Origin of the sequence: Alkalispirillum mobile, assembly GCF_003664325.1 — a bacterium.
Classification (GTDB): domain Bacteria; phylum Pseudomonadota; class Gammaproteobacteria; order Nitrococcales; family Halorhodospiraceae; genus Alkalilimnicola; species Alkalilimnicola mobilis.
This window is the reverse complement of the sequence record NZ_RCDA01000005.1, coordinates 1-20902: the sequence shown is the minus strand read 5'-3', so window position 1 is coordinate 20902 and position 20902 is coordinate 1. Positions and strand designations below refer to the sequence as shown.

The window sequence follows — 20902 nt, the reverse complement described above, 5'->3', positions numbered from 1 at the left end:
CTGCAGCAAGGGCGTCCTGTCCCCGGGCACCTTTGACGCGAAGGTTCCGGGCTCGGCGCACCCACCGGGGGTGGCCGGTCCTCGGAGGTATTCGGGCTCGACAGTGGCCTGGCTGGCCCCGTCACACCGTTGCGCGACAGCCCCGGATTCTCACCGGTGTTCCCCTCCATGGCCCATATTTCGTAGGGGGCGCGAGGACGCCTCGCAATATATGGGATGAGGGCCGGGAGTGCAAGGGTCGCCCGGCGGGGGTCGCCCGTGACTGTGGTTGCGCTATGCTGCAACAGGGGTTGGTCGGATCCGGCGGAGCGCGGCGCCGGCCGCACCCGCTTAACGGTATGCCCATTTGTTACAAGCTCCAGGCTTTTATTCCCGGACCGGGCTGCGCAGAATGGCGGTACCGATCACGCACCGGCCGTTCGGGGCGGTGCCCCAAGGCAAGCACAGCGAACGAGAAGAGGGGAGCAGGACGTGAAACCGGAAACCCTGGCCATCCACGCGGGCTACAGCCCGGACCCGACCACCAAGGCCGTGGCGGTGCCCATCTACCAGACCACCAGCTACGCCTTCGATAGCACCCAGCACGGGGCGGACCTGTTCGACCTGAAGGTGCCGGGCAATATCTACACCCGCATCATGAACCCCACCAACGCGGTGTTGGAGCAGCGTGTTGCGGAGCTGGAGGGAGGCATCGGTGGGCTGGCGGTGGCTTCCGGCATGGCGGCCATCACCTACGCTATCCAGTGCATCACCCGAGCGGGCGATAACATCGTCTCCACCAGCAAGCTCTACGGCGGCACGTACAACCTGTTTGCGCACACCATGCCCAACTTCGGCATTGAGGTGCGCATGGCCAGCCACGACGACTTCGACCGGCTGGAAGGGTTGATCGACGAAAAGACCAAGGCGGTCTTCTGCGAGACGGTGGGCAACCCCTCCGGCGAGGTGGTGGATATCGGCCGGCTGGCGGACATCGCGCACCGCCACGGGGTACCGCTGATCGTGGACAACACCGTGCCCACGCCCTTCCTCTGGCGGCCCATCGATGACGGCGCCGATATTATTGTCCACTCCCTGACCAAGTTCATGGGCGGGCACGGCACCACCGTGGGCGGAGTTATCGTCGATTCGGGCAAGTTCCCCTGGGCCGACCACGGCGAGCGCTTCCCGATGATGGTGGAGCCCGACCCCTCCTACCACGGTGTGGTCTATACCGAGGCGCTGGGCGAGGCCGCCTTTATCGGTCGCTGCCGGGTGGTGCCGCTGCGCAACACCGGCTCGGCCCTCTCACCCATGAACGCCTTTCAGCTGCTGCAGGGCATCGAGACCCTGCACCTGCGCATGGAGCGCCACAGCGAGAACGCGCTGGCGGTGGCGCAGCACCTGCAGAACCACCCGCAGGTGAACTGGGTGAAGTACGCGGGTCTGGAGTCCAGCCCGGACTACCCGCTGGTGCAGAAGTACATGCGCGGCGGCATGGCCTCGGGCATCCTCTCATTCGGCATCCGCGGTGGCAAGGAGGCCGGTGCCAGGTTCATCGATGCGCTGCAGCTGATCACCCGTCTGGTGAACATCGGTGACGCCAAGTCGCTGGCCACCCATCCGGCCACCACCACCCACCGTCAGCTGGACGAGGCGGAGCTGGAGCAGGCGGGGGTTACCCAGGACATGGTGCGCATTGCCGTGGGGATCGAGCACGTGGACGATATCATCGCCGATATTGACCAGGCGCTGGAGGCGGCCAAATAGTTACTCCGGCCCGTGTGCCGGCGCGTCCCAAGAATGCCCCCGCAGGTCCGATGGCCGGCGGGGGCATTGCGGTTAGGGCTGATGTTTTACTGAACCGGGCGAGACCAGATGTCTTTCGGGGTATGGCGTTTGAGGATCTCTTCCGCTTCGCGCTGGCCGCTGTCCGGTACCATCACCTTCACCTGGATGGTCTCCTTGTCCAGGAACACCTTCTCCTGATCAAACCCGTCCGATATGAGTTCATCCACGGCATTCCGGGCGGCGTCCTCGTTGTCGTAGGCTGCTGTTACTGTTTGGGACATGGCGTGCACCTCTCTCGGGTGTCGGTCTGAAAGGCAGACAACAACGGCCGTTACGGGCCGTTACCGGAAAGGTAGTCAATGGCGGGCGCCATTGCGTCCCCCACTGCGTCCCCAGGGGTCAGTCAAAGACGACGGTGCGGTTGCGGTAAACCAGCGTCTTGCGCTGTACGTGCAGCCAGACGGCCCGAGCCAGCACCAGTTGCTCCAGGTCACGCCCCTTGCGCACCAGGTCGGCCACCGAGTCGCGGTGCGTCACCCGGGTGACGTCCTGCTCGATGATCGGGCCGGCATCCAGGTCCTCGGTGACGTAGTGACTGGTGGCGCCGATGATCTTCACCCCCCGCTCGTGGGCGGCGTGGTAGGGGCGGGCGCCGGCGAAGGCCGGCAGGAAGGAGTGGTGGATGTTGATGATGCGTTCCGGCCAGGCCTGGATGAAATCGGCCGAAAGGATTTGCATGTAGCGGGCGAGTACCGCGAAGTCGATCCGGTAATCGGCGAGCAGGTCGTTCTGTTGGCGCTCCACTTTGGCCTTGGTCTCGGGGGTGACCGGCAGGTGGTAGAAGTCAATGCCGAAGCGTTTGGCGACGGGCCGCAGTTCGTCATGGTTGCTGATGATCAGCGGGATATCCACCGCCAGTTCGCCTGTCTGCCAGCGCGCCAGCAGGTCATAGAGACAGTGCGCCAGGCGCGAGGCGAAGATCGCCATACGCGGCCGCTCGTCTGAGAAGTGCAGCCGCCAGGTCATGTCGAAGGGTTCCGCCAGCTCCCGGCGGAAGGCCTCGGCGATCCCGTCGGCGGGCAGGGCGAAGCCGCGCAGCTCCCACTCCGCCCGCAGAAAGAAGACCCCCTGCTCCGTATCCACGTGCTGGTCCAGGTCCACGATGTTACCGCCGTGCTCGGAGAGGAACCGGCTGATGGCGGCGACAATGCCGCGCCGGTCGGGGCAGTGTATGAGCAGGATGGCAGTGCGGCGGTCGGTTTCGCTCATGACGTGTCCGGGTCCTTTCGGGGCGGGTGGCGTGGTCAACTGCCCCGGTTATACCACATCAAACCGCGGTTCTGCGGGGCGGCGCGGCAGGAATATATTTAAAACATCTAGAATGTGTTATACGTTGTCGGCGGTTCAGCAATTTGCTGTGGCAACCCGACCGACAGGAGGAAACCATGCATCGATTTATAATGACCGCCTGCCTGGCCCTGGGGCTGGGCCTGAGTGGCCCGGTGTTGGCCGAAGACTGGGCCTTGACCCCGGAAGAGACTTACGAGCGCGTGCAGGCGGAAGGGGATGAGCTGCTGTTCATCGATGTGCGTGACCCGGTGGAGATCATGTTCGTTGGCTTTACCGACGTGGTGCACGCCAACATCCCCTTCCGGATGGTCGACACCGATGGCTGGATGGAACAGAACAACCACTTTGCCATGCCGATCAACGATGACTTTGCCGACGCCGTGGGCCGGGCGCTGGAAGAGCGGGGCCTGCCCGAGGACGCCATGATCATCACCATGTGCCGCTCCGGCAGCGACCGGGGAGAGCCCAGTGCCGAGTACCTGCGGGACGCGGGCTTCCCCAATGTCTTCTACGTGGAAAACGGTTTCCAGGGGGATCCGGCCAGTGAAGGCGAGCATGAGGGCCAGCGGGTGGTGAACGGCTGGCAGAACTCCGGGTTGCCCTGGAGCACCGACATGAACCGGGACAAGATCTACCAGGCGCCCTGAGCGCCCGCGATGGGGTGCCATGGACGGTGCCCGCTTTTCCCGCCCGGCGTCACTCCATTACTGTCACCCTGACGCGGTTACGCCCGGCCTGCTTGGCCTCGTACAGGGCCGCGTCGGCCGCTGCCAGTGCCTGTTCCGGGCTGTGCTGTCGGGGTGCCACCACGACCGCCACGCCAAGACTGACCGTGACATAGGGGCTGCCGCCCGACGGGGCCTGCCTGATCCGTGCATCCAGCATGGCCTGCCGGATTTCCTCCGCCACCTGGCGACTACCCGCCTCCTCGTTACCCGGCAGCATCAGGGTGAATTCCTCGCCCCCGTAGCGCGCGGCCAGGTCGCCGGGTCGGCGCGCATTTTCCTCCAGGATTCGCGCGAGGGTCTTCAACACCTCGTCGCCCTGAGGGTGGCCGAAGTGGTCGTTGTAGGGCTTGAACTTGTCCACGTCCAGCATGATCACGCTCAAGGGCCGATCGGTGCGCATTGCCCGGCGCCATTCCCGCTGCATGCCGGTCTCCAGCGCGCGTCGGTTGGCCAGCCCGGTGAGCCCGTCCTGCAGGGCCTGGCTCTGCAGTTCGCGGTTGAGCGCCCGAAGTTCCTCCTCCCAGCGCTTGCGCTCGGAAATATCCCGGAACAGGGTCACGACGCCCGCGTGGCCACGCCGACCAGGCAGCGGCGTGGCGGTGACGTCCACCGGGATGGCACGCCCGGACTTGTGCCGGAAATACTCCTCGCTGTTCTGGTAGGGCTCACCGGTTCGAGCGGCCTCCAGTATCGGGCAGCGAAGCGGGTGGGCCTGACCGCTTGGGTCGTGGAAGAGCTGATGGGCATTGCGGCCGATCATCTCGTCGGCATCGAAACCGAGAATGCGTTCCGCGGCGGGGTTGGTGTAGCGGATACGACCGGTGGCATCCAGGACGTAGAGGCCATCCCCCATGCTGTGGAGCACCGCCTCATGGGTGGAGCGCAATGACCGCAACGACCACCGGGCCATGGCCAGGCGGTAGACCACAACGCCCGCCAGCAGGCCAATCAGGGTGGAGACGAGTACCTCGGGCGAGAGCAGTTGGAGCGGTTGGGCCTCGACGACTGCCAGAAGAAGCAGTGCCGCTGCGGCTCCGAGACCAGCGGCCAGGGCGGTCAGGCAATAGATGAGGAGCAACGGTCGGCGCATGGCGGTTTCTCGAGACGCGGGGTCACCGCGGAGGGCCCCCGCGGTTCAGCCGGCCGGCTGCAGGACGGCCTTGATCGCCAGGGGTGGGGTGAGCAGTGGCTGTGAACTGATCAGCAGATCGGCGCCGGCATCCCGGTAGGCGGCGGCAAGTTCCACGGAAACACCGCCTGCGGGGGCCAGCAGCGGCCGGCGCGGTCGTTCATCCAGTCGTTGCCGGACCCGCCCCAGGTCATCGGGACTGAAATGAATCAATTGCAGCATGTCGGCCTGGTCCGCCAGCCGCAATGCTTCCGCCTCGTTGTTGACGGCGATCACCAGCTTCTTGCCGGGTTGGACCCTGGGCGCTGCCAGCAGGCGTCGGGTGAGGCTGCTGGCGGGCAGGAACCCCCGGTGCTCCGGGGTCACCAGCAGGGTATCGGACAGCCCGGTACGGTGCAGGGTGCCGCCGCCGGTGCGAACGGCGTAGGCGGCCAGCCGCCGGGTGCCGGGAAAGCCCCGGCGGGTACAGGCGACCGGTACCGGGTCCGCCGCCCGGCACAGGGCGCGGGTGGCGGTCGCGATACCGGAGAGGTGTTCTACCAGGTACTGCGCCACCTTCCAGGCCCGATGCAGGGCGCCGGCGTTGCCCTCCGCCTGCAGCAGCTGGGTGCCCGCGCGGACCGGGGTGCCCTCGGGGGCATCGCACCGGGCACTGGCCCCGGACAGCTCAAGGACCCGGCAGGCACCTTGCAGGCCGCACGGCACCATATCCGTCCGGGCACCGAATACCAGGTGGCCGGGGTCCTGGCCGATACCCAGGGCCTCGGTGGAGAGGTCGCCGTAGGGGGCGTCCTCGTCCAGCAGGGCCAACAGGGTGGCGTCATCCAGCATCCGCGGCTCAGCTCCCCAGCCGGCGGTACTTGATGCGGTGCGGGTTGAGCGCCTCGTCACCCAGCCGCTTCTTCCGGTCCGCCTCGTACTCTTGGTAGTTACCCTCAAACCAGGTCACCTGGCTGTCACCCTCGAAGGCGAGGATGTGGGTGGCGACGCGGTCCAGGAACCAGCGGTCGTGGGAGATGACCATGGCGCAGCCGGGGAAGGCCAGCAGGGCCTCTTCCAGGGCGCGCAGGGTCTCCACGTCCAGGTCGTTGGTGGGTTCGTCCAGCAGCAGGGTGTTGCCGCCGCTGCGCAGCAGCTTGGCCAGGTGCACGCGGTTGCGCTCACCGCCGGACAGGTCGCCGATGTACTTCTGCTGGTCGGAACCCTTGAAGTTGAACCGGCCCACGTAGGCCCGGGACGGGGTCTCGTACTTGCCCACCTTGATGATGTCCTGGCCGTCGGAGATCTCCTCCCAGACGGTCTTGCTGCCATCCAGGCTGTCGCGGGACTGGTCCACGTAGGCCAGTTCGACCGTCTCGCCTACCTCGATGGTGCCGCTGTCCGGTTCATCCTGGCCGGTGATCATGCGGAACAGGGTGGTCTTGCCCGCGCCGTTGGGGCCGATGATACCCACGATGCCGCCCGGGGGCAGATTGAAACTCAGGTCCTCGTAAAGCAGCTGGTCGCCGAAGGCCTTGCTGACCCCTTCGGCAATGACCACCTTGTTGCCCAGGCGCGGACCCGGCGGGATGTACAGCTCCTGGGTCTCGTTGCGCTTCTGGAACTCCTGGCTCTGCAGCTCCTCGAAGCGGGCCAGGCGCGCCTTGCTCTTGGCCTGACGGCCTTTCGGGTTGCTGCGCACCCACTCCAGCTCGGACTTCATGGCGCGCCGGTGGGCGGCCTCCTGCTTGGCCTCCTGCTCCAGGCGCTTTTCCTTCTGCTCCAGCCAAGAACTGTAGTTGCCCTCCCACGGGATGCCGTGGCCGCGGTCGAGCTCGAGGATCCAGCCGGCCACGTTGTCGAGGAAGTAGCGATCGTGGGTGACGGCCACCACGGTGCCGGGGAACTCTGCCAGGAAGCGCTCCAACCAGGCCACCGATTCGGCGTCCAGGTGGTTGGTGGGCTCGTCCAGCAGCAGCATGTCGGGGGCCGACAGCAGCAGCCGGCAAAGCGCGACCCGGCGGCGTTCACCGCCGGAGAGCTTGCTCACATCGGCGTCCCACGGGGGCAGGCGCAGGGCGTCGGCGGCCTGCTCCAGCTTGCGGTCCAGCTCCCAGGCGCCGGTGGCGTCGATGCGGTCCTGCAGCTTGGCCTGCTCCGCCATGAGCGCTTCGAAGTCGGCGTCCGGCTCGGCGAACTTGGCGGAGATCTCGTCGAAGCGGGTCAGCAGGTCCTTGATCTCCGCCACGCCCTCTTCGACGTTGCCCTTCACATCCTTGCTGTCGTCCAGCTGGGGCTCCTGGGGCAGGTAACCAATGTTGGTGCCGGGTTGGGCACGGGCCTCGCCCTCAAACTCTTTGTCTTCCCCGGCCATGATCCGCAGCAGGGTGGATTTGCCGGAGCCGTTGAGCCCCAGCACGCCGATCTTGGCGCCCGGGAAGAAGGAGAGCGAGATGTCCTCGAGGATGGTCTTCTTGGGCGGCACGATCTTGCTCACCCGGTTCATGGTGTAGATGTACTGCGCCATGGGACTCCGTCCGGTTGCTTGGGGCCCGTGCGCGATCCACGCCGCCAGGGGCCCGGGGAGGTGACTGTGAACCGGGCATTATCAGCCAGGGGGGCGAGTATTCCAAGGGCAACGCTCTTTGGCGAGTCCTCCTACCCATGGAGTTGTCGAGGCGGGCAGGAAGCCCCGATGCTGGCGCCGAGCAGGCACTCCCAACGCCCCGGTTCACATCCCCCTTGCGTTTCCTGTTGCGAGGTCGAGGTAGTGCTCGGCCTGGTCCTGAACTTCGCCAGTCTGCATGGTGATCCGCAGGCGGTCAGCGAACGAGGCGGTGGAAACGTCGGTCGGGTTCATTATGGAGGGGGGTCGCCCCCGATTTTACGGACGCTTCTAAAAAGCCCGATACGGGCAAAAGGAGTGTTCATGTCCAAAAGAAGACGATACAGCGAAGAGTTCAAGCGCGGTGCGGTTGAGCACGCCCGGCAGTCCGGCGTCAGTTGCGCCCAGGTTGCCCGGGAATTGGGCATTGCGGCCAGCCTGCTGACGCGCTGGAAGCGTGAAGCAGACGCTGCCGGGCAGCAGGCGTTTGGCGGAATGGGCAGCCCGCGTGATGAGGAGCTGGCCCGCGTAAAGCGCGAACTGGCCCGGGTGAAGAAGGAACGGGATGTTTTGCGCGAAGCGGCAACGTACTTTGCCAGGGAGTCGTCTTGAAGTATCAGGCCATCCAGCGTTGTCGCGATGAGTTCCCCGTTCGCATGATGTGTCGATGCCTGAAGGTCTCGCCAAGCGGCTATTATGATTGGCGGCTGCGTCTGCCAAGCCCACGGCAACGCGACAACCACAGGCTGCTGGGCCACATCCGCCAGATGCACGTTAAGGGAAGCTCTACCTGTGCGTGGTTCTGGATCTGTTCAGCAAGCTGATCGTTGGCTGGTCGATGCACCATCGGCAGGATCGTCAGATGGTGCTGCGCGCCGTTGAAATGGCGGTCTGGCAGTGTCGCGGCGACTACCAGCGTTTTCTCAAGTGCAATGCGCTGCTTTGCTCCATGAGTGCTGTTGGCCACTGTGGCGACAACGCTGCCTGCGAGGGCTTCTTCGGCATGCTGAAACGGGAGCGAATGAACCGCAAGACGTACCCGACCCTCGATGTCGCCAAGGCGGACCTGTTCGATTACATCGAGCGGTTCCATAACCCGCGCATGAGACGAAGAGTCGCCAATCAGGACCTGAAGTTTTCAAGCGTTTCCAAACCGTCCGTGGAAATGGGGTAGAACCCGGCTGCCACAGCAGGCGGCAGTGGTTGTGGGCGGCAAGGCCGGTGCCGGCTGCGTCCATGCGCTACTTTTCCCTAAAAGCCGTATTTCGGCGGGAAGTAGGACAACGGCGGGTCGCGGTTCAGCCAGTCCTCGGCCAGTTTCTCGGCCTGGGCGATTTCTTCGTCGGTGAGGAGGTGTTGGAATCGGCCCAGGAGGCTTTCGGCCGTGCTGTTCCTCGTTTCTTCGTACACTGCATGCAAGACGGCCCAGCCTTTGACGGGATCAGGTTCATCCGGGTGGCAATAATCAATCAGTTCCCCGGTACCGAGATGGCAAAACCCGTATGTGGTGCGCTTTCGAACATGGCCATGCTCCGAGCCCTTGATCACCCAGTTCCAGGCCGCCTGCATTTTTTCCTGGCGAATCAGATTGAGCACCAGGTTGTTCATGGCCGGTGCATAGCCCTGCTCGGCGGCCTTGCGGAACCAGGGTTCGGCGGCTTTGACGTCTTCGAGCTTTGGCGGGAGCTCGCCAGAGCGGTTCTGAATGCTGCGCGCCCACCAGTCCTGGGCATGCGGGTTGCCGGCCTCGGCGGCTTTGCGTAGCCACTGTTCGGCCGTATCAGGCTGTTCGAGCACGGCGTAGATGGAACGCAGCGCAATCATCGCCTCGGTGTCGCCGGCTTTCGCTTTCGGGAGTTCCTGTTCCAGGGCCTTGTCGACCCAGGTGTCATGCTCCTCGGGGCAGATGTCGGCGAGCTCGCAGATCATGCCTCGTTCCAGCCGGAGCATGGCGTGGGGATCGCCCCCCAGGGCGGCGCTGTGGTACCAGTCGATGGCCTCGCGGGACATGCCGCGGTCCATGAAACGGTGGATCTCGCCCAGGGTGTACATGGACTCGACATCGCCGGCTTCGGCTGCCTTTTCCAGATGAGGTATGGCCACGCTGCGCCAGCGGATGCCGTACAGGCGCATGCCTTCTTCCTTGGCCTGCTGTTCCTCGGCCCCCAATATGGGTGTCGAGAGCCTTTCCTCATCCGCTGGGTATGCCACCCCGGCCCAAAGCCCAAGGACCAGGATTACTACCATTACGTACGTACGGGGCATCGCCGATTCCTCGGTGAGTCCTGCTTCAACGCTGCGGGCTTGCTGCGCCAAGCAAGGCATTTACTCGATGTGCCGGGAAAGCCACCCGGCCCTCTGTCTGTACTTCGACCGCATATCGCTCTGCTCAAACCGTGAACCGCCACGCGACATAAAACTGTCCAATCGTTCCCGGTTCTCGGCATAGGCATCGCGCCTCGACTCGCTGGTAGGCCGTCCGTTTCGACCCATACGGATCACGGCCTTCTCGAACAGCTTCTGGGCCGGGTTGGGGTCGTCGGCTGAGAAGATGCGCTTTGGTCCGTAGATGCCGTCGTCCACGCCGGAGACGATCCACTGCAGGCAGTTGAGGATGGCCTGCTGGTGGAATACCAGCGACTGCTTGCGCCCGAAGCGTTGCACCTGTTTCCGGCCATCGTGTTCGACTTCCACCTCGAAAGCCCTCGGCTCGCTGGTCAGGGTGTCGAGCAGGGGCCCGAGGGCTTCCGGCGGGAGCTGGCGCACCCAGGCCCGCAGTTGCCGGACCCGGCGGGTGTGGGCCTCCCGGGCCTCGGGGTCGTAGCGCAGTTCGGGCGGTTCTTCGGTGGCCAGCTCGTGGGCGATGCGGCTGGCCATGTCGCGGCGGCGGGTGAAGCGCTCGAACCACTGGCGGATGGTGTAGGTGGTGCGCAGCAGGAACAGGCTGGCGTCGACCAGGGTGACGGCGGACAGGTAGGCGAGCATGCTCATCTGCTCGAAGGCGTCCTCGTCGATCCAGTCGACCCGCTCGTAGCCGACATCGACCAGGGCCTGGTGGAGCATGGTCAGCCACAGGTCCAGGCGGCAGTGGTTGTGGGCGGCAAGGCCGGTGCCGGCTGCGTCCATGCGAGGCCTGCCTCTAAAAGCCGTACTTGGGCGGGAAGTAGGACAACGGTGGATCGCGGTTCAGCCAGTCTTCGGCCAGTTTCTCGGCCTCGGCGATTTCTGCTTCGGTAAGCAGGTCCTGGTGCCGACCCAGAATGCCCTCCGCTGTTTCATTCCGTGTTTCTTTGTAAACGGCGTGAAGTATCGCCCAGCCCTTAATCCGGTCCTCTATATCGTCGGGGCAGAAGTCTGCCCATGTGTGATCCAGGTAGCACCAGCCGACAGCGAGCCGACCGCTGATATGGCCGTGCTGGGAACTTTGTTGGGTCCATTCCCAGTCCTCGTCATGCCTCTCCTGTTTCCGCAAGGCGAGCGAAAGGTTGTACATGGCCGGTGCATAGCCCTGCTCGGCGGCCTTGCGGAACCAGGGTTCGGCGGCTTTGACGTCTTCGAGTTTTGGCGGGAGCTCGCCGGATCGGTTCTGCGTGATGGTTCCCAGCCAATCCTGGGCTTCCGGGTTGCCGGCCTCGGCGGCACGCTCGAGCCAGTCCAGGGCTGTCCGGGGATCACCGAGCATGTTGTAGACATCGAAGAGGGTCGACATGGCCTCCGGATCGCCCTTCTCGGCTCTGGGCAGTTCCTGCTCAAGGGCCATATCGACCCAGCTGTCGTGGTCCTCGGGGCAGATGTCGGCGAGCTCGCAGATCATGCCCCACTCCAGCCTTAGCATGGCGTGGGGATCGCCCCCCTGGGCGGCGCTGTGGTACCAGTCGATGGCTTCTCGGGACATGCCGCGGTCCATGAAGCGGTGGATTTCGCCCAGGTAGTACATGGACTCGACATCGCCGGCTTCGGCTGCCTTTTCCAGGTGGGAAATGGCTACGCTGCGCCAGCGGATGCCGTACAGGCGCATGCCTTCTTCTTTGGCCTGCTGTTCCTCGGCCCCCAATATGGGTGTCGAGGGCCTTTCCTCATCCGCTGGGTACGCCATCCCGGCCCAAAGCCCAAGGACCAGGGTGGCCACAAACATGTTTGTACGGGGCATCGCCAATTCCTCGCTCAATCCTGCTTCAACTATGCGGACTTGCTGTGCCAGGCAAGGCATCTACTCGATGTGCCGGGAAAGCCACCCGGCCCTCTGTCTGTACTTCCAATGCAACTCGCTTTCCGAGAGTGCCGTATGACCGTTTGCCATAAACGTGTCCAATCGTTCCCGGTTCTCGGTATAGGCCTCGGCGTTCGATTCGCTGGTGGGGCGCCCGTCGCGGCCCATGCGGATCACGGCCTTCTCGAACAGCTTCTGTGCCGGGTTGGGGTCGTCGGCCAAGAAGAAGCGCTTCGGTCCGTATACGCCTTCGCCCACGCCGGAGACGATCCATTGCAGGCAGTTGAGGATGGCCTGCTGGTGGAATGCCAGTGCCTGCTCGGGCCCGAAGCGTTGCACCTGTTTCCGGCCATCGTGTTTGACTTCCACCATAAACGCCCTCGGCTCGCTGGTCAGGGTATCGAGCAGGGGCCCAAGGGCTTCCGGCGGGAGCTGGCGCACCCAGGCAGCGATGGCGGCCCGCTGCGGATCGTTGACGAGGGTGTAGGCGATCCGACTGGCCATGTCGCGACGTCGGGTGAAGCGCTCGAACCACTGGCGGATGGTGTAGGTGGTGCGCAGGAGGAACAGGCTGGCGTCGACCAGGGTGACGGCGGACAGGTAGGCGAGCATGCTCATTTGCTCGAAGGCGTCCTCGTCGATCCAGTCGACCCGCTCGTAGCCGACATCGACCAGGGCCTGGTGGAGCATGGTCAGCCACAGGTCCAGGTGGCGGGTGTCGAGGGTGAGGCGCACGCTGCCTCCGCCGCCGATGCCGAGCACCAGGCGCAGGGAGGCGTGCAGCACGAACCGCCCGTTGTCCAGGCCGATCCGGAAGGCGGCGCGGCCGCCAACGCCGACCCGCACTTCGGGGTTGATCTCGGCGGTGGTGAGGGTCTTCCACTGCCCGGCCTCCCGGTGGGCACGGTCCTCGCGGTGGATGCGGGCCAGGGCCTGGTAGCGCGGCAGGCGCGCAAGCAACCCTTCGGGTGGCTGCCACAGCAGGCGGCAGTGGTTGTGGGCGGCAAGGCCGGTGCCGGCTGCGTCCATGCGAGACCTGCCTCTAAAAGCCGTACTTGGGCGGGAAGTAGGACAACGGCGGGTCGCGGTTCAGCCAGTCCTCGGCCAGTTTCTCGGCCCGGGCGATTTCTTCGTCATCCAGCCGGTCGGCGTAATAGTCGAGATTCCACTGTGCGCTGTCGGTACGGGTTTCTTCATCCAGTGCCAATAAAATTGCCCAACCTTTGACGGGATCCGCCTCCGCTGGATGGCAGTAAATCAAGTCCTCGGGCGCGAGCTGGCAAACGGCATATGTGATCCTTTTGCGGACGTGCCCGCTCTTGGAGCCCTTGACGACCCACTCCCAGGCGTCTTCGGTGCTTCTCTGGCGGACGAGGTTACTAACGAGGTGATGCATGGCCGGTGCATAGCCCTGCTCGGCGGCCTTGCGGAACCAGGGTTCGGCGGCTTTGACGTCTTCGAGCGGTGGCGGCCATTCGTCGGAGCGCTCCTGAGTGATGGTTCCCAGCCAATCCTGGGCTTCCGGGTTGCCGGCCTCAGCGGCACGTTCGAGCCAGTCCAGGGCTGTCCGGGGCTCGCCGAGCATGTTGTAGACATCGAAGAGGGTCGACATGGCCTCCGGGTCGCCCTCCTCGGCCCTTGGCAGTTCCTGCTCGAGGGCCTTGTCGACCCAGGTGTCGTGGTCCGCGGGGCAGATATCGGCCAGCTTGCAGATCATGCCCCACTCCAGCCTTAGCATCGCGTGGGGATCGCCCCCCAGGGCAGCGCGGTGGTACCAGTCGATGGCTTCTCGGGACATGCCGCGGTCCAGCAGACGGTTGGCTTCGCCCAGGTAATACATGGCCTCGACGTCGCCGGCCTCGGCAGCCGTCTCAAGGTATGGCTGCAATTCGATCCATTCATGGAGACCCCACAGGCGCATGCCTTCTTCCTTGGCTTGTTGGGCAGAGGTTTCAAGAGTCACATCGTGCTGATCGCTGGCGACGGCAGACACAAATAATGATGTGAGCAGAATGATCCCGGCCGTCTGAGGAAGGAAATTTGAATAGCGCATACTCGGTTGGTTTCCCTTTCAATATTGATTCCGGCGGGGCAACTCCGGCCAACCACCTTTCATTCACACACGCCATGAAAACCCGCAGCCCAGTGATCGGCGAGTGTTCTGGACAAAGCTTGCCTACTGGGTCCGGAGGTGTGTTGTCAGGCGACGAGCCGCCATTGAGTACTTCTGTAGAATCTCCCGCCGTGCCTGCACTTCCATATCACGGCTCATGAACTCATCCAGACGCCGTCGGTTCTCCCCATAAGCATCGTGCTTCGACTCGCTGGTGGGGCGTCCGTCGCGGCCCATGCGGATCACGGCCTTCTCGAACAGCTTCTGTGCCGGGTTGGGGTCGTCAGCAGAGAAGATGCGCTTTGGTCCATATACGCCTTCGCCCACGCCGGAGACGATCCATTGCAGGCAGTTGAGGATGGCCTGCTGGTGGAACACGAGCGCCTGCTCGCGCCCGAAGCGTTGCACCTGTTTCCGGCCATCGTGTTCGACCTCCACCTCGAAAGCCCTCGGCTCGCTGGTCAGCGTGTCGAGCAGGGGCCCAAGGGCTTCCGGCGGGAGCTGGCGCACCCAGGCAGCGATGGCAGCCCGCTGCGGGTCGTTGACGAGCGTGTAGGCGATGCGGCTGGCCATGTCGCGGCGGCGGGTGAAGCGCTCGAACCACTGGCGGATGCTGTAGGTGGTGCGCAGCAGGAACAGGCTGGCGTCGACCAGGGTCACGGCGGACAGGTAGGCGAGCATGCTCATCTGCTCGAAGGCGTCTTCGTCGATCCAGTCGACCCGCTCGTAGCCGACATCGACCAGGGCCTGGTGGAGCATGGTCAGCCACAGGTCCAGGTGGCGGGGGTCGAGGGTCAGGCGCACGCTGCCCCCGCCGCCCACGCCGACCTGCACTTCGGAGTTGATCTCGGCGGTGGTGAGCGTCTTCCACTGCCCGGCCTCCCGGTGGGCTTGACCCTGTCGGTAGCTGCGTTCGATGGCCTGGTAGCGGGGCAGGCGCGCGAGCAAGTCGACGGGCGGCTGCCACAGCAGGCGGCAGTGGTTGTGGGCGGCAGGGCCGGTGCCGGCTGCGTCCATGCGCTACTTTTCCCTAAAAGCCGTATTTCGGCGGGAAGTAGGACAACGGCGGGTCGCGGTTCAGCCAGTCCTCGGCCAGTTTTTCGGCCTCGGCGATTTCTTCGTCGGTGAGTAGATCGGGGAACTCTTCCAGGTACCATTTGGCGTTCTGGTGTCGAGTTTCTTCATAAACGGCGCGGAGTATCGCCCAGCCCTTGATCGGATCGTTGTCCTCCGGGCAATAAGTCAGATCTTCGGGCGCGAGATGGCAGCCACCGTAGGTAGTCCGATTCTCCACATGGCCATGTTCAGATCCATGCACGACCCACTTCCACGAGCCCTCCACATCGTCCTGCCGCCACAGATTGCCGGCAAGGTTGTTCATGGCCGGTGCATAGCCCTGCTCTGCGGCCTTGCGGAACCAGGGCTCGGCGGCTTTGACGTCTTCAAGCGGTGGCGGCCATTCGCCGGAGCGCTCCTGAATCCGACTCGCCCACAGGTCCTGTGCCTGGGGGTGGCCCGCCTTGGCCGACTGGCGCAGCCAGTTTCGCCCCTCCTCAGCATCATCTAGTGCAACGTAGATCGAATACAGCGCAAGCATGGCCTCCGGGTCGCCGTCCCTGGCTCTGGGCAGTTCCTGCTCCAGGGCCTTGTCGACCCAGCTGTCGTGGTCCTCGGGGCAGATGTCGGCCAGCTCGCAGATCATGCCCCAGTTCAGACGAAGCATGGCGTGGGGATCGCCCCCCAGGGCGGCGCCGTGGTACCAGTCGATGGCCTCGCGGGACATGCCGCGGTCGAGCAGACGGTTGGCTTCGCCCAGGTAATACATGGCCTCGGCGTCGCCGGCCTCGGCAGCCGTCTCAAGGTATGGCTGCAATTCGATCCATTCATGGAGACCCCACAGGCGCATACCTTCCTCCTTGGCCTGCTGGGCGGCCTGATCAAGTTCTGGCGTTGGGTCGGCATTAACAGGTGAGGCCACAGAATCACCTGCCAATGAAAGAACAAGGACCGCGAAAATAGTGATTTTTATATTACGTAAAGACATGTTTCCGTCCCATGAACACACCCCAAGACGTACCTATCGGCTCTTGATCCTCAGTTAATCGGCGACAGATGCCTGGATAACATCCGAACGGCATTGTCGTATTTCCTGCGCTCCTCGCGCCCACCCGCCGTTGGCGATGGTGATGGCATAAAGCTATCCAGACGCCGTCGATTCTTCTCATAGGCATCGCGCCTTGACTCGCTGGTAGGCCGTCCGTCGCGACCCATGCGGATCACGGCCTTCTCGAACAGCTTCTGTGCCGGGTTGGGGTCGTCGGCCAAGAAGAAGCGCTTGGGTCCGTATACGCCTTCGCCCACGCCGGAGACGATCCATTGCAGGCAGTTGAGTATGGCTTGTTGGTGGAAGCGCCGTGACTGTTCGGCATTGAATTGGTCACCTTCCACCTCGAATGCCCTCGGCTCGCTGGTCAGGGTGTTGAGCAGGGGCCCGAGGGCCTCGGGCGGGAGCTGGCGCACCCAGGCAGCGATGGCGGCCCGCTGCGGATCGTTGACGAGCGTGTAGGCGATGCGGCTGGCCATGTCGCAGCGGCGGGTGAAGCGCTCGAACCACTGGCGGATGCTGTAGGTGGTGCGCAGCAGGAACAGGCTGGCGTCGACCAGGGTGACGGCGGACAGGTAGGCGAGCATGCTCATCTGCTCGAAGGCGTCTTCGTCGATCCAGTCGACCCGCTCGTAGCCGACATCGACCAGGGCCTGGTGGAGCATGGTCAGCCACAGGTCCAGGTGGCGGGTGTCGAGGGTGAGGCGCACGCTGCCTCCGCCGCCGATGCCGAGCACCAGGCGCAGGGAGGCGTGCAGCACGAACCGGCCGTTGTCCAGACCGATCCGGAAGGCGGCGCCGCCTCCGACGCCGGCGCGCACTTCGGGGTTGATCTCGGTGGTGGTGAGGGTCTTCCACTGCCCGGCCTCCCGGTGGGCACGGTCCTCGCGGTGGATGCGGGCCAGCGCCTGGTAGCGCGGCAGGCGCGCAAGCAGGCCTTCGGGCGGCTGCCACAGCAGGCGGCAGTGGTTGTGGGCGGCGAGATCGGTGCCGGCTGCGTCCATGCGACACCTCTCCCTAAAAGCCGTATTTCGGCGGGAAGTAGGACAACGGCGGGTCGCGGGTCAGCCAGTCCTCGGCCAATTTCTCGGCCTGGGCGATTTCTTCATCGGTGAGGAGGTTGGAAAATTCCTCCAAATACCATCGGGCATCGTCGTTGCGGGTCTCTTTGTAGGCGGCGTGGAGGACGGCCCAGCCTTTGATCGGATCGTTGTCTTTAGGGCAATCCTCCCAATCGTCAGGTTTGAGATGGCATATGCCGTAGACGACTCGGTTGTTTACATAACCGTGCTCGGAGCCGCGCACGACCCATTTCCAGGCGTTTTCCCCGTCCTCCTGATGCCACAGATTACCGGCTAGGTTATCCATGGCCGGTGCATAGCCCTGCTCTGCGGCCTTTCGGAACCAGGGTTCGGCGGCTTTGACGTCTTCGAGCAGTGGCGGCCATTCGTCGGAGCGCTCCTGAATCCGACTCGCCCACAGGTCCTGTGCCTGGGGGTGGCCCGCCTTGGCCGACTGGCGCAGCCAGTTTCGCCCCTCCTCAGCATCATCTAGTGCAACGTAGATCGAATACAGCGCAAGCATGGCCTCCGGGTCGCCGTCCCTGGCTCTGGGCAATTCTTGTTCGAGGGCCTTGTCGACCCAGGTGTCGTGGTCCTCGGGACAAATATCGGCCAGCTCGCAGATCATGCCCCAGTTCAGGCGAAGCATGGCGTAGGGATCGCCCCCCAGGGCGGCGCGGTGATACCAGTCGATGGCCTCGCGGGACATGCCGCGGTCCATGAAGCGGTGGATTTCGCCCAGGTAGTACATGGACTCGACATCGCCGGCTTCGGCCGCTTTTTCCAGGTGGGGAATGGCCACGCTGCGCCAGCGGATGCCGTACAGGCGCATGCCTTCTTCCCTGGCCTGCTGGGCGGTCTGGTCAAGGTCCGGCGTTGGGTCGGCATTAACAGGTGAGGCCACAGGATCACCTGCCAATGAAAGAACAAGGACCGCGAAAATAGTGATTTTTATATTACGTAAAGACATGTTTCCGTCCCATGAACACACCCCAAGACATACCTGTTGATTCTTGCTCCTCAGTCAATCGGCGACAGATGCCTGGATAACATCCGAACGGCATTGTCGTATTTCCTGCGCTCCTCGCGCCCACCCGCAGTTGGTGAAGGTGTTGGCATAAAGCTGTCCAGACGTCGTCGGTTCTCCTCATAGGCTTCGCGCTTCGCCTCGCTGGTGGGCCGTCCGTCGCGCCCCATGCGGATCACGGCCTTCTCGAACAGTTTCTGGGCCGGGTTGGGGTCGTCGGCGGAGAAGGTGCGCTTTGGTCCGTATACGCCGTCGCCCACGCCGGAGACGATCCATTGCAGGCAGTTGAGGATGGCCTGCTGGTGGAAGCGTCTTGACTCATCGGCGTTGTATTGCTGCCCCTCCACCTCGAACGCCCTCGGCTCGCTGGTCAGGGTGTCGAGCAGGGGGCCTAGGGCTTCCGGCGGGAGCTGGCGCACCCAGGCCCGCAGTTGCCGGACGCGGCGGGTGTGGGCCTCCCGGGCCTCGGGGTCGTGGCGCAGTTCGGGCGGTTCTTCGGTGGCCAGTTCATGGGCGATGCGGCTGGCCATATCGCGGCGGCGGGTGAAGCGCTCGAACCACTGGCGGATGCTGTAGGTGGTGCGCAGCAGGAACAGGCTGGCGTCGACCAGGGTGACGGCGGACAGGTAGGCGAGCATGCTCATCTGCTCGAAGGCGTCCTCGTCGATCCAGTCGACCCGCTCGTAGCCGACATCGACCAGGGCCTGGTGGAGCATGGTCAGCCACAGGTCCAGGTGGCGGGTGTCGAGGGTGAGGCGCACGCTGCCTCCGCCGCCGATGCCGAGCACCAGGCGCAGGGAGGCGTGCAACACGAACCGGCCGTTGTCCAGGCCGATCCGGAAGGCGGCACCGCCGCCGACCCCGGCGCGTACTTCGGGGTTGATCTCGGCGGCGGTGAGGGTCTTCCACCGCCCGGCCTCCCGGTGGGCGCGGTCCTCGCGGTGGATGCGGGCCAGGGCCTGGTAGCGCGGCAGGCGCGCAAGCAGGCCTTCGGGTGGCTGCCACAGCAGGCGGCAGTGGTTGTGGGCGGCAAGGCCGGTGCCGGCTGCGTCCATGCGAGACCTCTCCCTAAAAGCCGTACTTGGGCGGGAACTTGGACATTGGCGGCTCTTGATCCAGCCACTGTCCAGCACGTCGCTCGGCTTCCTGAATCTCCTTTTCCGTCAACCTATGGCGTTCCTGTTCCATCAGTGTCCGTGGGGCCCATGCGCGCGTCTCCTCGTTCATGGCGTGCAGCATGGCCCATCCAGTGATTCGGTCTTCCTCCACCTGGCAGAACGGATTGCCCTCTTCCTCGCCAAGGCTAGGGTCGAGGTGGCACCACGCAATGGAAAACCGGCTGTCGACATGGCCGTGATCGGCTGCGTCCTGCGCCCAGGTCCAGGCCTCTCCGAATCTTTCCTGCCGCCTCAAATTTTTGGAGAGCTTGTTCATGGCCGGTGCATAGCCCTGCTCGGCAGCCTTGCGGAACCAGGGTTCGGCGGCTTTGACGTCTTCGAGCGGTGGCGGCCATTCGTCGGAGCGTTCCTGAGTGATGGTTCCCAGCCAATCCTGGGCTTCCGGGTTGCCCGCCTCAGCGGCACGCTCGAGCCAGTCCAGGGCTGTCCGGGGCTCGCCGAGCATGTTGTAGACATCGAAGAGGGTCGACATGGCCTCCGGATCGCCCTTCTCGGCTCTGGGCAGTTCCTGCTCGAGGGCCTTGTCGACCCAGCTGTCGTGGTCCTCGGCGCAGATGTCGGCGAGCTCGCAGATCATGCCCCACTCCAGCCTTAGCATCGCGTGGGGATCGCCCCCAAGGGCGGCGCGGTGGTACCAGTCGATGGCCTCGCGGGACATGCCGCGGTCCATGAAGCGGTGGATTTCGCCCAGGGTGTACATGGACTCGACATCGCCGGCTTCGGCCGCCTTCTCCAGATGAGGTATGGCCACGCTGCGCCAGCGGATGCCGTACAGGCGCATGCCTTCCTTCTTCGCATCAAGAGCTTGCTTGTCAATTTGTGCTTTTACATCGGTCTCACCGGCCGCAGCGGCTACTGCGCCCCCCGCGATCAAGACCAGCGCAACCAATGCACACAGGGCAGCGCGCCTCCCCCACTGCAGTTTTCTGTGAAAGTCCGTCAAAGTCGTCCCTCGTGATCGTTGACGTGCCTTCCCAGTCGCGAGACGTGTTTTTCCAGGTTCCTGCGGCGGAACCTGGCTTGATCGCCTTCTTGACTGGAAGCTGAGAAAAATTCGAATAGACGCCCTCGGTTCTCCTCATAGGCATCGTGCTTCGACTCGCTGGTAGGGCGTCCGTCGCGACCCATGCGGATCACGGCCTTCTCGAACAGCTTCTGGGCCGGGTTGGGCTCTTCGTCAGAGAAGGTGCGCTTTGGTCCGTATACGCCTTCGCCCACGCCGGAGACGATCCATTGCAGGCAGTTGAGGATGGCCTGCTGGTGGAACACGAGCGCCTGCTCGCGCCCGAAGCGTTGCACCTGTTTCCGGCCATTGTGCTCGACCTCCACCTCGAAAGCCCTTGGCTGGCTGGTCAGGGTATCGAGCAGGGGGCCAAGGGCCTCGGGCGGGAGCTGGCGCACCCAGGCCCGCAGTTGCCGGACCCGGCGGGTGTGGGCCTCCCGGGCCTCGGGGTCGTAGCGCAGTTCGGGCGGTTCTTCGGTGGCCAGCTCGTGGGCGATCCGGCTGGCCATGTCGCGCCGTCGGGTGAAGCGCTCGAACCACTGGCGGATGGTGTAGGTGGTGCGCAGCAGGAACAGGCTGGCGTCGACCAGGGTCACGGCGGACAGGTAGGCGAGCATGCTCATCTGCTCGAAGGCGTCCTCGTCG

Annotated in this window: 18 protein-coding genes, 2 pseudogenes and 1 riboswitch; of the genes and pseudogenes, 3 read left to right on the top strand and 17 right to left on the bottom strand. The window is 64.5% G+C overall.

All coding sequences use genetic code 11. The features are described from left to right. Positions 1-65 precede the first annotated feature (65 nt). A riboswitch (cobalamin riboswitch) is annotated at positions 66-212 on the bottom strand. Positions 213-471: 259 nt separating this feature from the next. Then, positions 472-1749, top strand: a complete 1278-nt coding sequence (locus tag DFR31_RS12395; protein WP_121443009.1) for an O-acetylhomoserine aminocarboxypropyltransferase/cysteine synthase family protein — start codon at positions 472-474, stop codon at positions 1747-1749. A gap of 86 nt (positions 1750-1835) precedes the next feature. On the opposite strand, the gene DFR31_RS12390 is transcribed toward DFR31_RS12395, so the two are convergent. Together DFR31_RS12390 and purU are read right to left on the bottom strand one after the other, a co-directional pair. After that, on the bottom strand, positions 1836-2051 hold the full coding sequence (locus tag DFR31_RS12390; protein ID WP_121443008.1) for an SPOR domain-containing protein: 216 nt from the start codon (positions 2049-2051) through the stop codon (positions 1836-1838). 118 nt (positions 2052-2169) lie between these two features. Next, a complete protein-coding gene (gene purU / locus DFR31_RS12385) occupies positions 2170-3039 on the bottom strand; it encodes a formyltetrahydrofolate deformylase (protein WP_121443007.1) in 870 nt (289 codons plus the stop codon). 176 nt (positions 3040-3215) lie between these two features. Here purU and DFR31_RS12380 point away from each other — a divergent pair, with 176 nt between their 5' ends. Next, complete coding sequence (locus DFR31_RS12380; RefSeq protein ID WP_121443006.1) at positions 3216-3767, top strand: rhodanese-like domain-containing protein; 552 nt, start codon at positions 3216-3218, stop codon at positions 3765-3767. Between the two features lie 49 nt (positions 3768-3816). On the opposite strand, the gene DFR31_RS12375 is transcribed toward DFR31_RS12380, so the two are convergent. From DFR31_RS12375 to ettA, 3 genes are read right to left on the bottom strand one after another with little or no spacing between them, the layout of a single operon-like run. Further along, positions 3817-4938 carry a sensor domain-containing diguanylate cyclase gene (locus DFR31_RS12375; protein ID WP_121443005.1) on the bottom strand — a complete coding sequence of 374 codons (1122 nt, stop codon included), beginning with the start codon at positions 4936-4938 and terminating at the stop codon, positions 3817-3819. Positions 4939-4983: 45 nt separating this feature from the next. After that, positions 4984-5808: a ModD protein gene (gene modD, locus DFR31_RS12370; RefSeq protein ID WP_121443004.1), complete on the bottom strand. Its 825-nt coding sequence runs from the start codon at positions 5806-5808 to the stop codon at positions 4984-4986. A gap of 7 nt (positions 5809-5815) precedes the next feature. Continuing rightward, positions 5816-7483, bottom strand: a complete 1668-nt coding sequence (gene ettA, locus DFR31_RS12365; protein ID WP_121443003.1) for an energy-dependent translational throttle protein EttA — start codon at positions 7481-7483, stop codon at positions 5816-5818. A 402-nt stretch (positions 7484-7885) separates the two neighbouring features. On the opposite strand from ettA, the pseudogene DFR31_RS12360 reads away from it, so the two are divergent. Further along, positions 7886-8735 (top strand): annotated as a pseudogene (locus tag DFR31_RS12360) (transposase). Positions 8736-8812: 77 nt separating this feature from the next. Here the strand turns inward: DFR31_RS12360 and DFR31_RS12355 are convergent. From DFR31_RS12355 to DFR31_RS12300, 12 genes and pseudogenes are all read right to left on the bottom strand, one after another. Then, positions 8813-9877 carry a tetratricopeptide repeat protein gene (locus DFR31_RS12355; protein ID WP_342767667.1) on the bottom strand — a complete coding sequence of 355 codons (1065 nt, stop codon included), beginning with the start codon at positions 9875-9877 and terminating at the stop codon, positions 8813-8815. Positions 9878-9886: 9 nt separating this feature from the next. Then, positions 9887-10687 (bottom strand): hypothetical protein, encoded by an 801-nt coding sequence (locus tag DFR31_RS12350; RefSeq protein WP_245971194.1) that lies wholly within the window; start codon positions 10685-10687, stop codon positions 9887-9889. 13 nt (positions 10688-10700) lie between these two features. Then, positions 10701-11711, bottom strand: a complete 1011-nt coding sequence (locus DFR31_RS12345) for a tetratricopeptide repeat protein (protein WP_121443001.1) — start codon at positions 11709-11711, stop codon at positions 10701-10703. Between the two features lie 60 nt (positions 11712-11771). Next, the gene (locus DFR31_RS12340) at positions 11772-12800 is read right to left on the bottom strand and encodes a hypothetical protein (protein WP_245971193.1); all 1029 of its coding nucleotides are present in this window, start codon (positions 12798-12800) and stop codon (positions 11772-11774) included. Between the two features lie 13 nt (positions 12801-12813). Next, on the bottom strand, positions 12814-13692 hold the full coding sequence (locus DFR31_RS12335) for a tetratricopeptide repeat protein (protein ID WP_245971192.1): 879 nt from the start codon (positions 13690-13692) through the stop codon (positions 12814-12816). Positions 13693-13947: 255 nt separating this feature from the next. Continuing rightward, positions 13948-14901: a hypothetical protein gene (locus DFR31_RS12330; RefSeq protein WP_245971191.1), complete on the bottom strand. Its 954-nt coding sequence runs from the start codon at positions 14899-14901 to the stop codon at positions 13948-13950. Between the two features lie 13 nt (positions 14902-14914). Continuing rightward, a complete protein-coding gene (locus DFR31_RS12325; protein WP_121442999.1) occupies positions 14915-15790 on the bottom strand; it encodes a tetratricopeptide repeat protein in 876 nt (291 codons plus the stop codon). A gap of 188 nt (positions 15791-15978) precedes the next feature. Then, positions 15979-16992 carry a hypothetical protein gene (locus DFR31_RS12320; RefSeq protein ID WP_245971190.1) on the bottom strand — a complete coding sequence of 338 codons (1014 nt, stop codon included), beginning with the start codon at positions 16990-16992 and terminating at the stop codon, positions 15979-15981. A 13-nt stretch (positions 16993-17005) separates the two neighbouring features. Further along, complete coding sequence (locus DFR31_RS12315; RefSeq protein ID WP_342767666.1) at positions 17006-18019, bottom strand: tetratricopeptide repeat protein; 1014 nt, start codon at positions 18017-18019, stop codon at positions 17006-17008. Between the two features lie 50 nt (positions 18020-18069). Continuing rightward, on the bottom strand, positions 18070-19131 hold the full coding sequence (locus DFR31_RS12310) for a hypothetical protein (protein WP_245971189.1): 1062 nt from the start codon (positions 19129-19131) through the stop codon (positions 18070-18072). 13 nt (positions 19132-19144) lie between these two features. Continuing rightward, positions 19145-20035 (bottom strand): tetratricopeptide repeat protein, encoded by an 891-nt coding sequence (locus tag DFR31_RS12305; protein ID WP_121443094.1) that lies wholly within the window; start codon positions 20033-20035, stop codon positions 19145-19147. Between the two features lie 158 nt (positions 20036-20193). Beyond that, a pseudogene (locus DFR31_RS12300) lies at positions 20194-20902 on the bottom strand (hypothetical protein); the annotation flags it as partial.

Bases quoted from the DNA above. Each gene is read 5' to 3' on its own strand.
- DFR31_RS12390 (WP_121443008.1), bottom strand. From the start codon at position 2,051: ATGTCCCAAACAGTAACAGCAGCCTACGACAACGAGGACGCCGCCCGG.
- purU (WP_121443007.1), bottom strand. From the start codon at position 3,039: ATGAGCGAAACCGACCGCCGCACTGCCATCCTGCTCATACACTGCCCC.
- DFR31_RS12380 (WP_121443006.1), top strand. From the start codon at position 3,216: ATGCATCGATTTATAATGACCGCCTGCCTGGCCCTGGGGCTGGGCCTG.
- DFR31_RS12375 (WP_121443005.1), bottom strand. From the start codon at position 4,938: ATGCGCCGACCGTTGCTCCTCATCTATTGCCTGACCGCCCTGGCCGCT.
- modD (WP_121443004.1), bottom strand. From the start codon at position 5,808: ATGCTGGATGACGCCACCCTGTTGGCCCTGCTGGACGAGGACGCCCCC.
- ettA (WP_121443003.1), bottom strand. From the start codon at position 7,483: ATGGCGCAGTACATCTACACCATGAACCGGGTGAGCAAGATCGTGCCG.
- DFR31_RS12350 (WP_245971194.1), bottom strand. From the start codon at position 10,687: ATGGACGCAGCCGGCACCGGCCTTGCCGCCCACAACCACTGCCGCCTG.
- DFR31_RS12345 (WP_121443001.1), bottom strand. From the start codon at position 11,711: ATGCCCCGTACAAACATGTTTGTGGCCACCCTGGTCCTTGGGCTTTGG.
- DFR31_RS12340 (WP_245971193.1), bottom strand. From the start codon at position 12,800: ATGGACGCAGCCGGCACCGGCCTTGCCGCCCACAACCACTGCCGCCTG.
- DFR31_RS12335 (WP_245971192.1), bottom strand. From the start codon at position 13,692: ATGCGCCTGTGGGGTCTCCATGAATGGATCGAATTGCAGCCATACCTT.
- DFR31_RS12330 (WP_245971191.1), bottom strand. From the start codon at position 14,901: ATGGACGCAGCCGGCACCGGCCCTGCCGCCCACAACCACTGCCGCCTG.
- DFR31_RS12325 (WP_121442999.1), bottom strand. From the start codon at position 15,790: ATGCGCCTGTGGGGTCTCCATGAATGGATCGAATTGCAGCCATACCTT.
- DFR31_RS12320 (WP_245971190.1), bottom strand. From the start codon at position 16,992: ATGGACGCAGCCGGCACCGATCTCGCCGCCCACAACCACTGCCGCCTG.
- DFR31_RS12315 (WP_342767666.1), bottom strand. From the start codon at position 18,019: ATGTCTTTACGTAATATAAAAATCACTATTTTCGCGGTCCTTGTTCTT.
- DFR31_RS12310 (WP_245971189.1), bottom strand. From the start codon at position 19,131: ATGGACGCAGCCGGCACCGGCCTTGCCGCCCACAACCACTGCCGCCTG.
- DFR31_RS12305 (WP_121443094.1), bottom strand. From the start codon at position 20,035: ATGCGCCTGTACGGCATCCGCTGGCGCAGCGTGGCCATACCTCATCTG.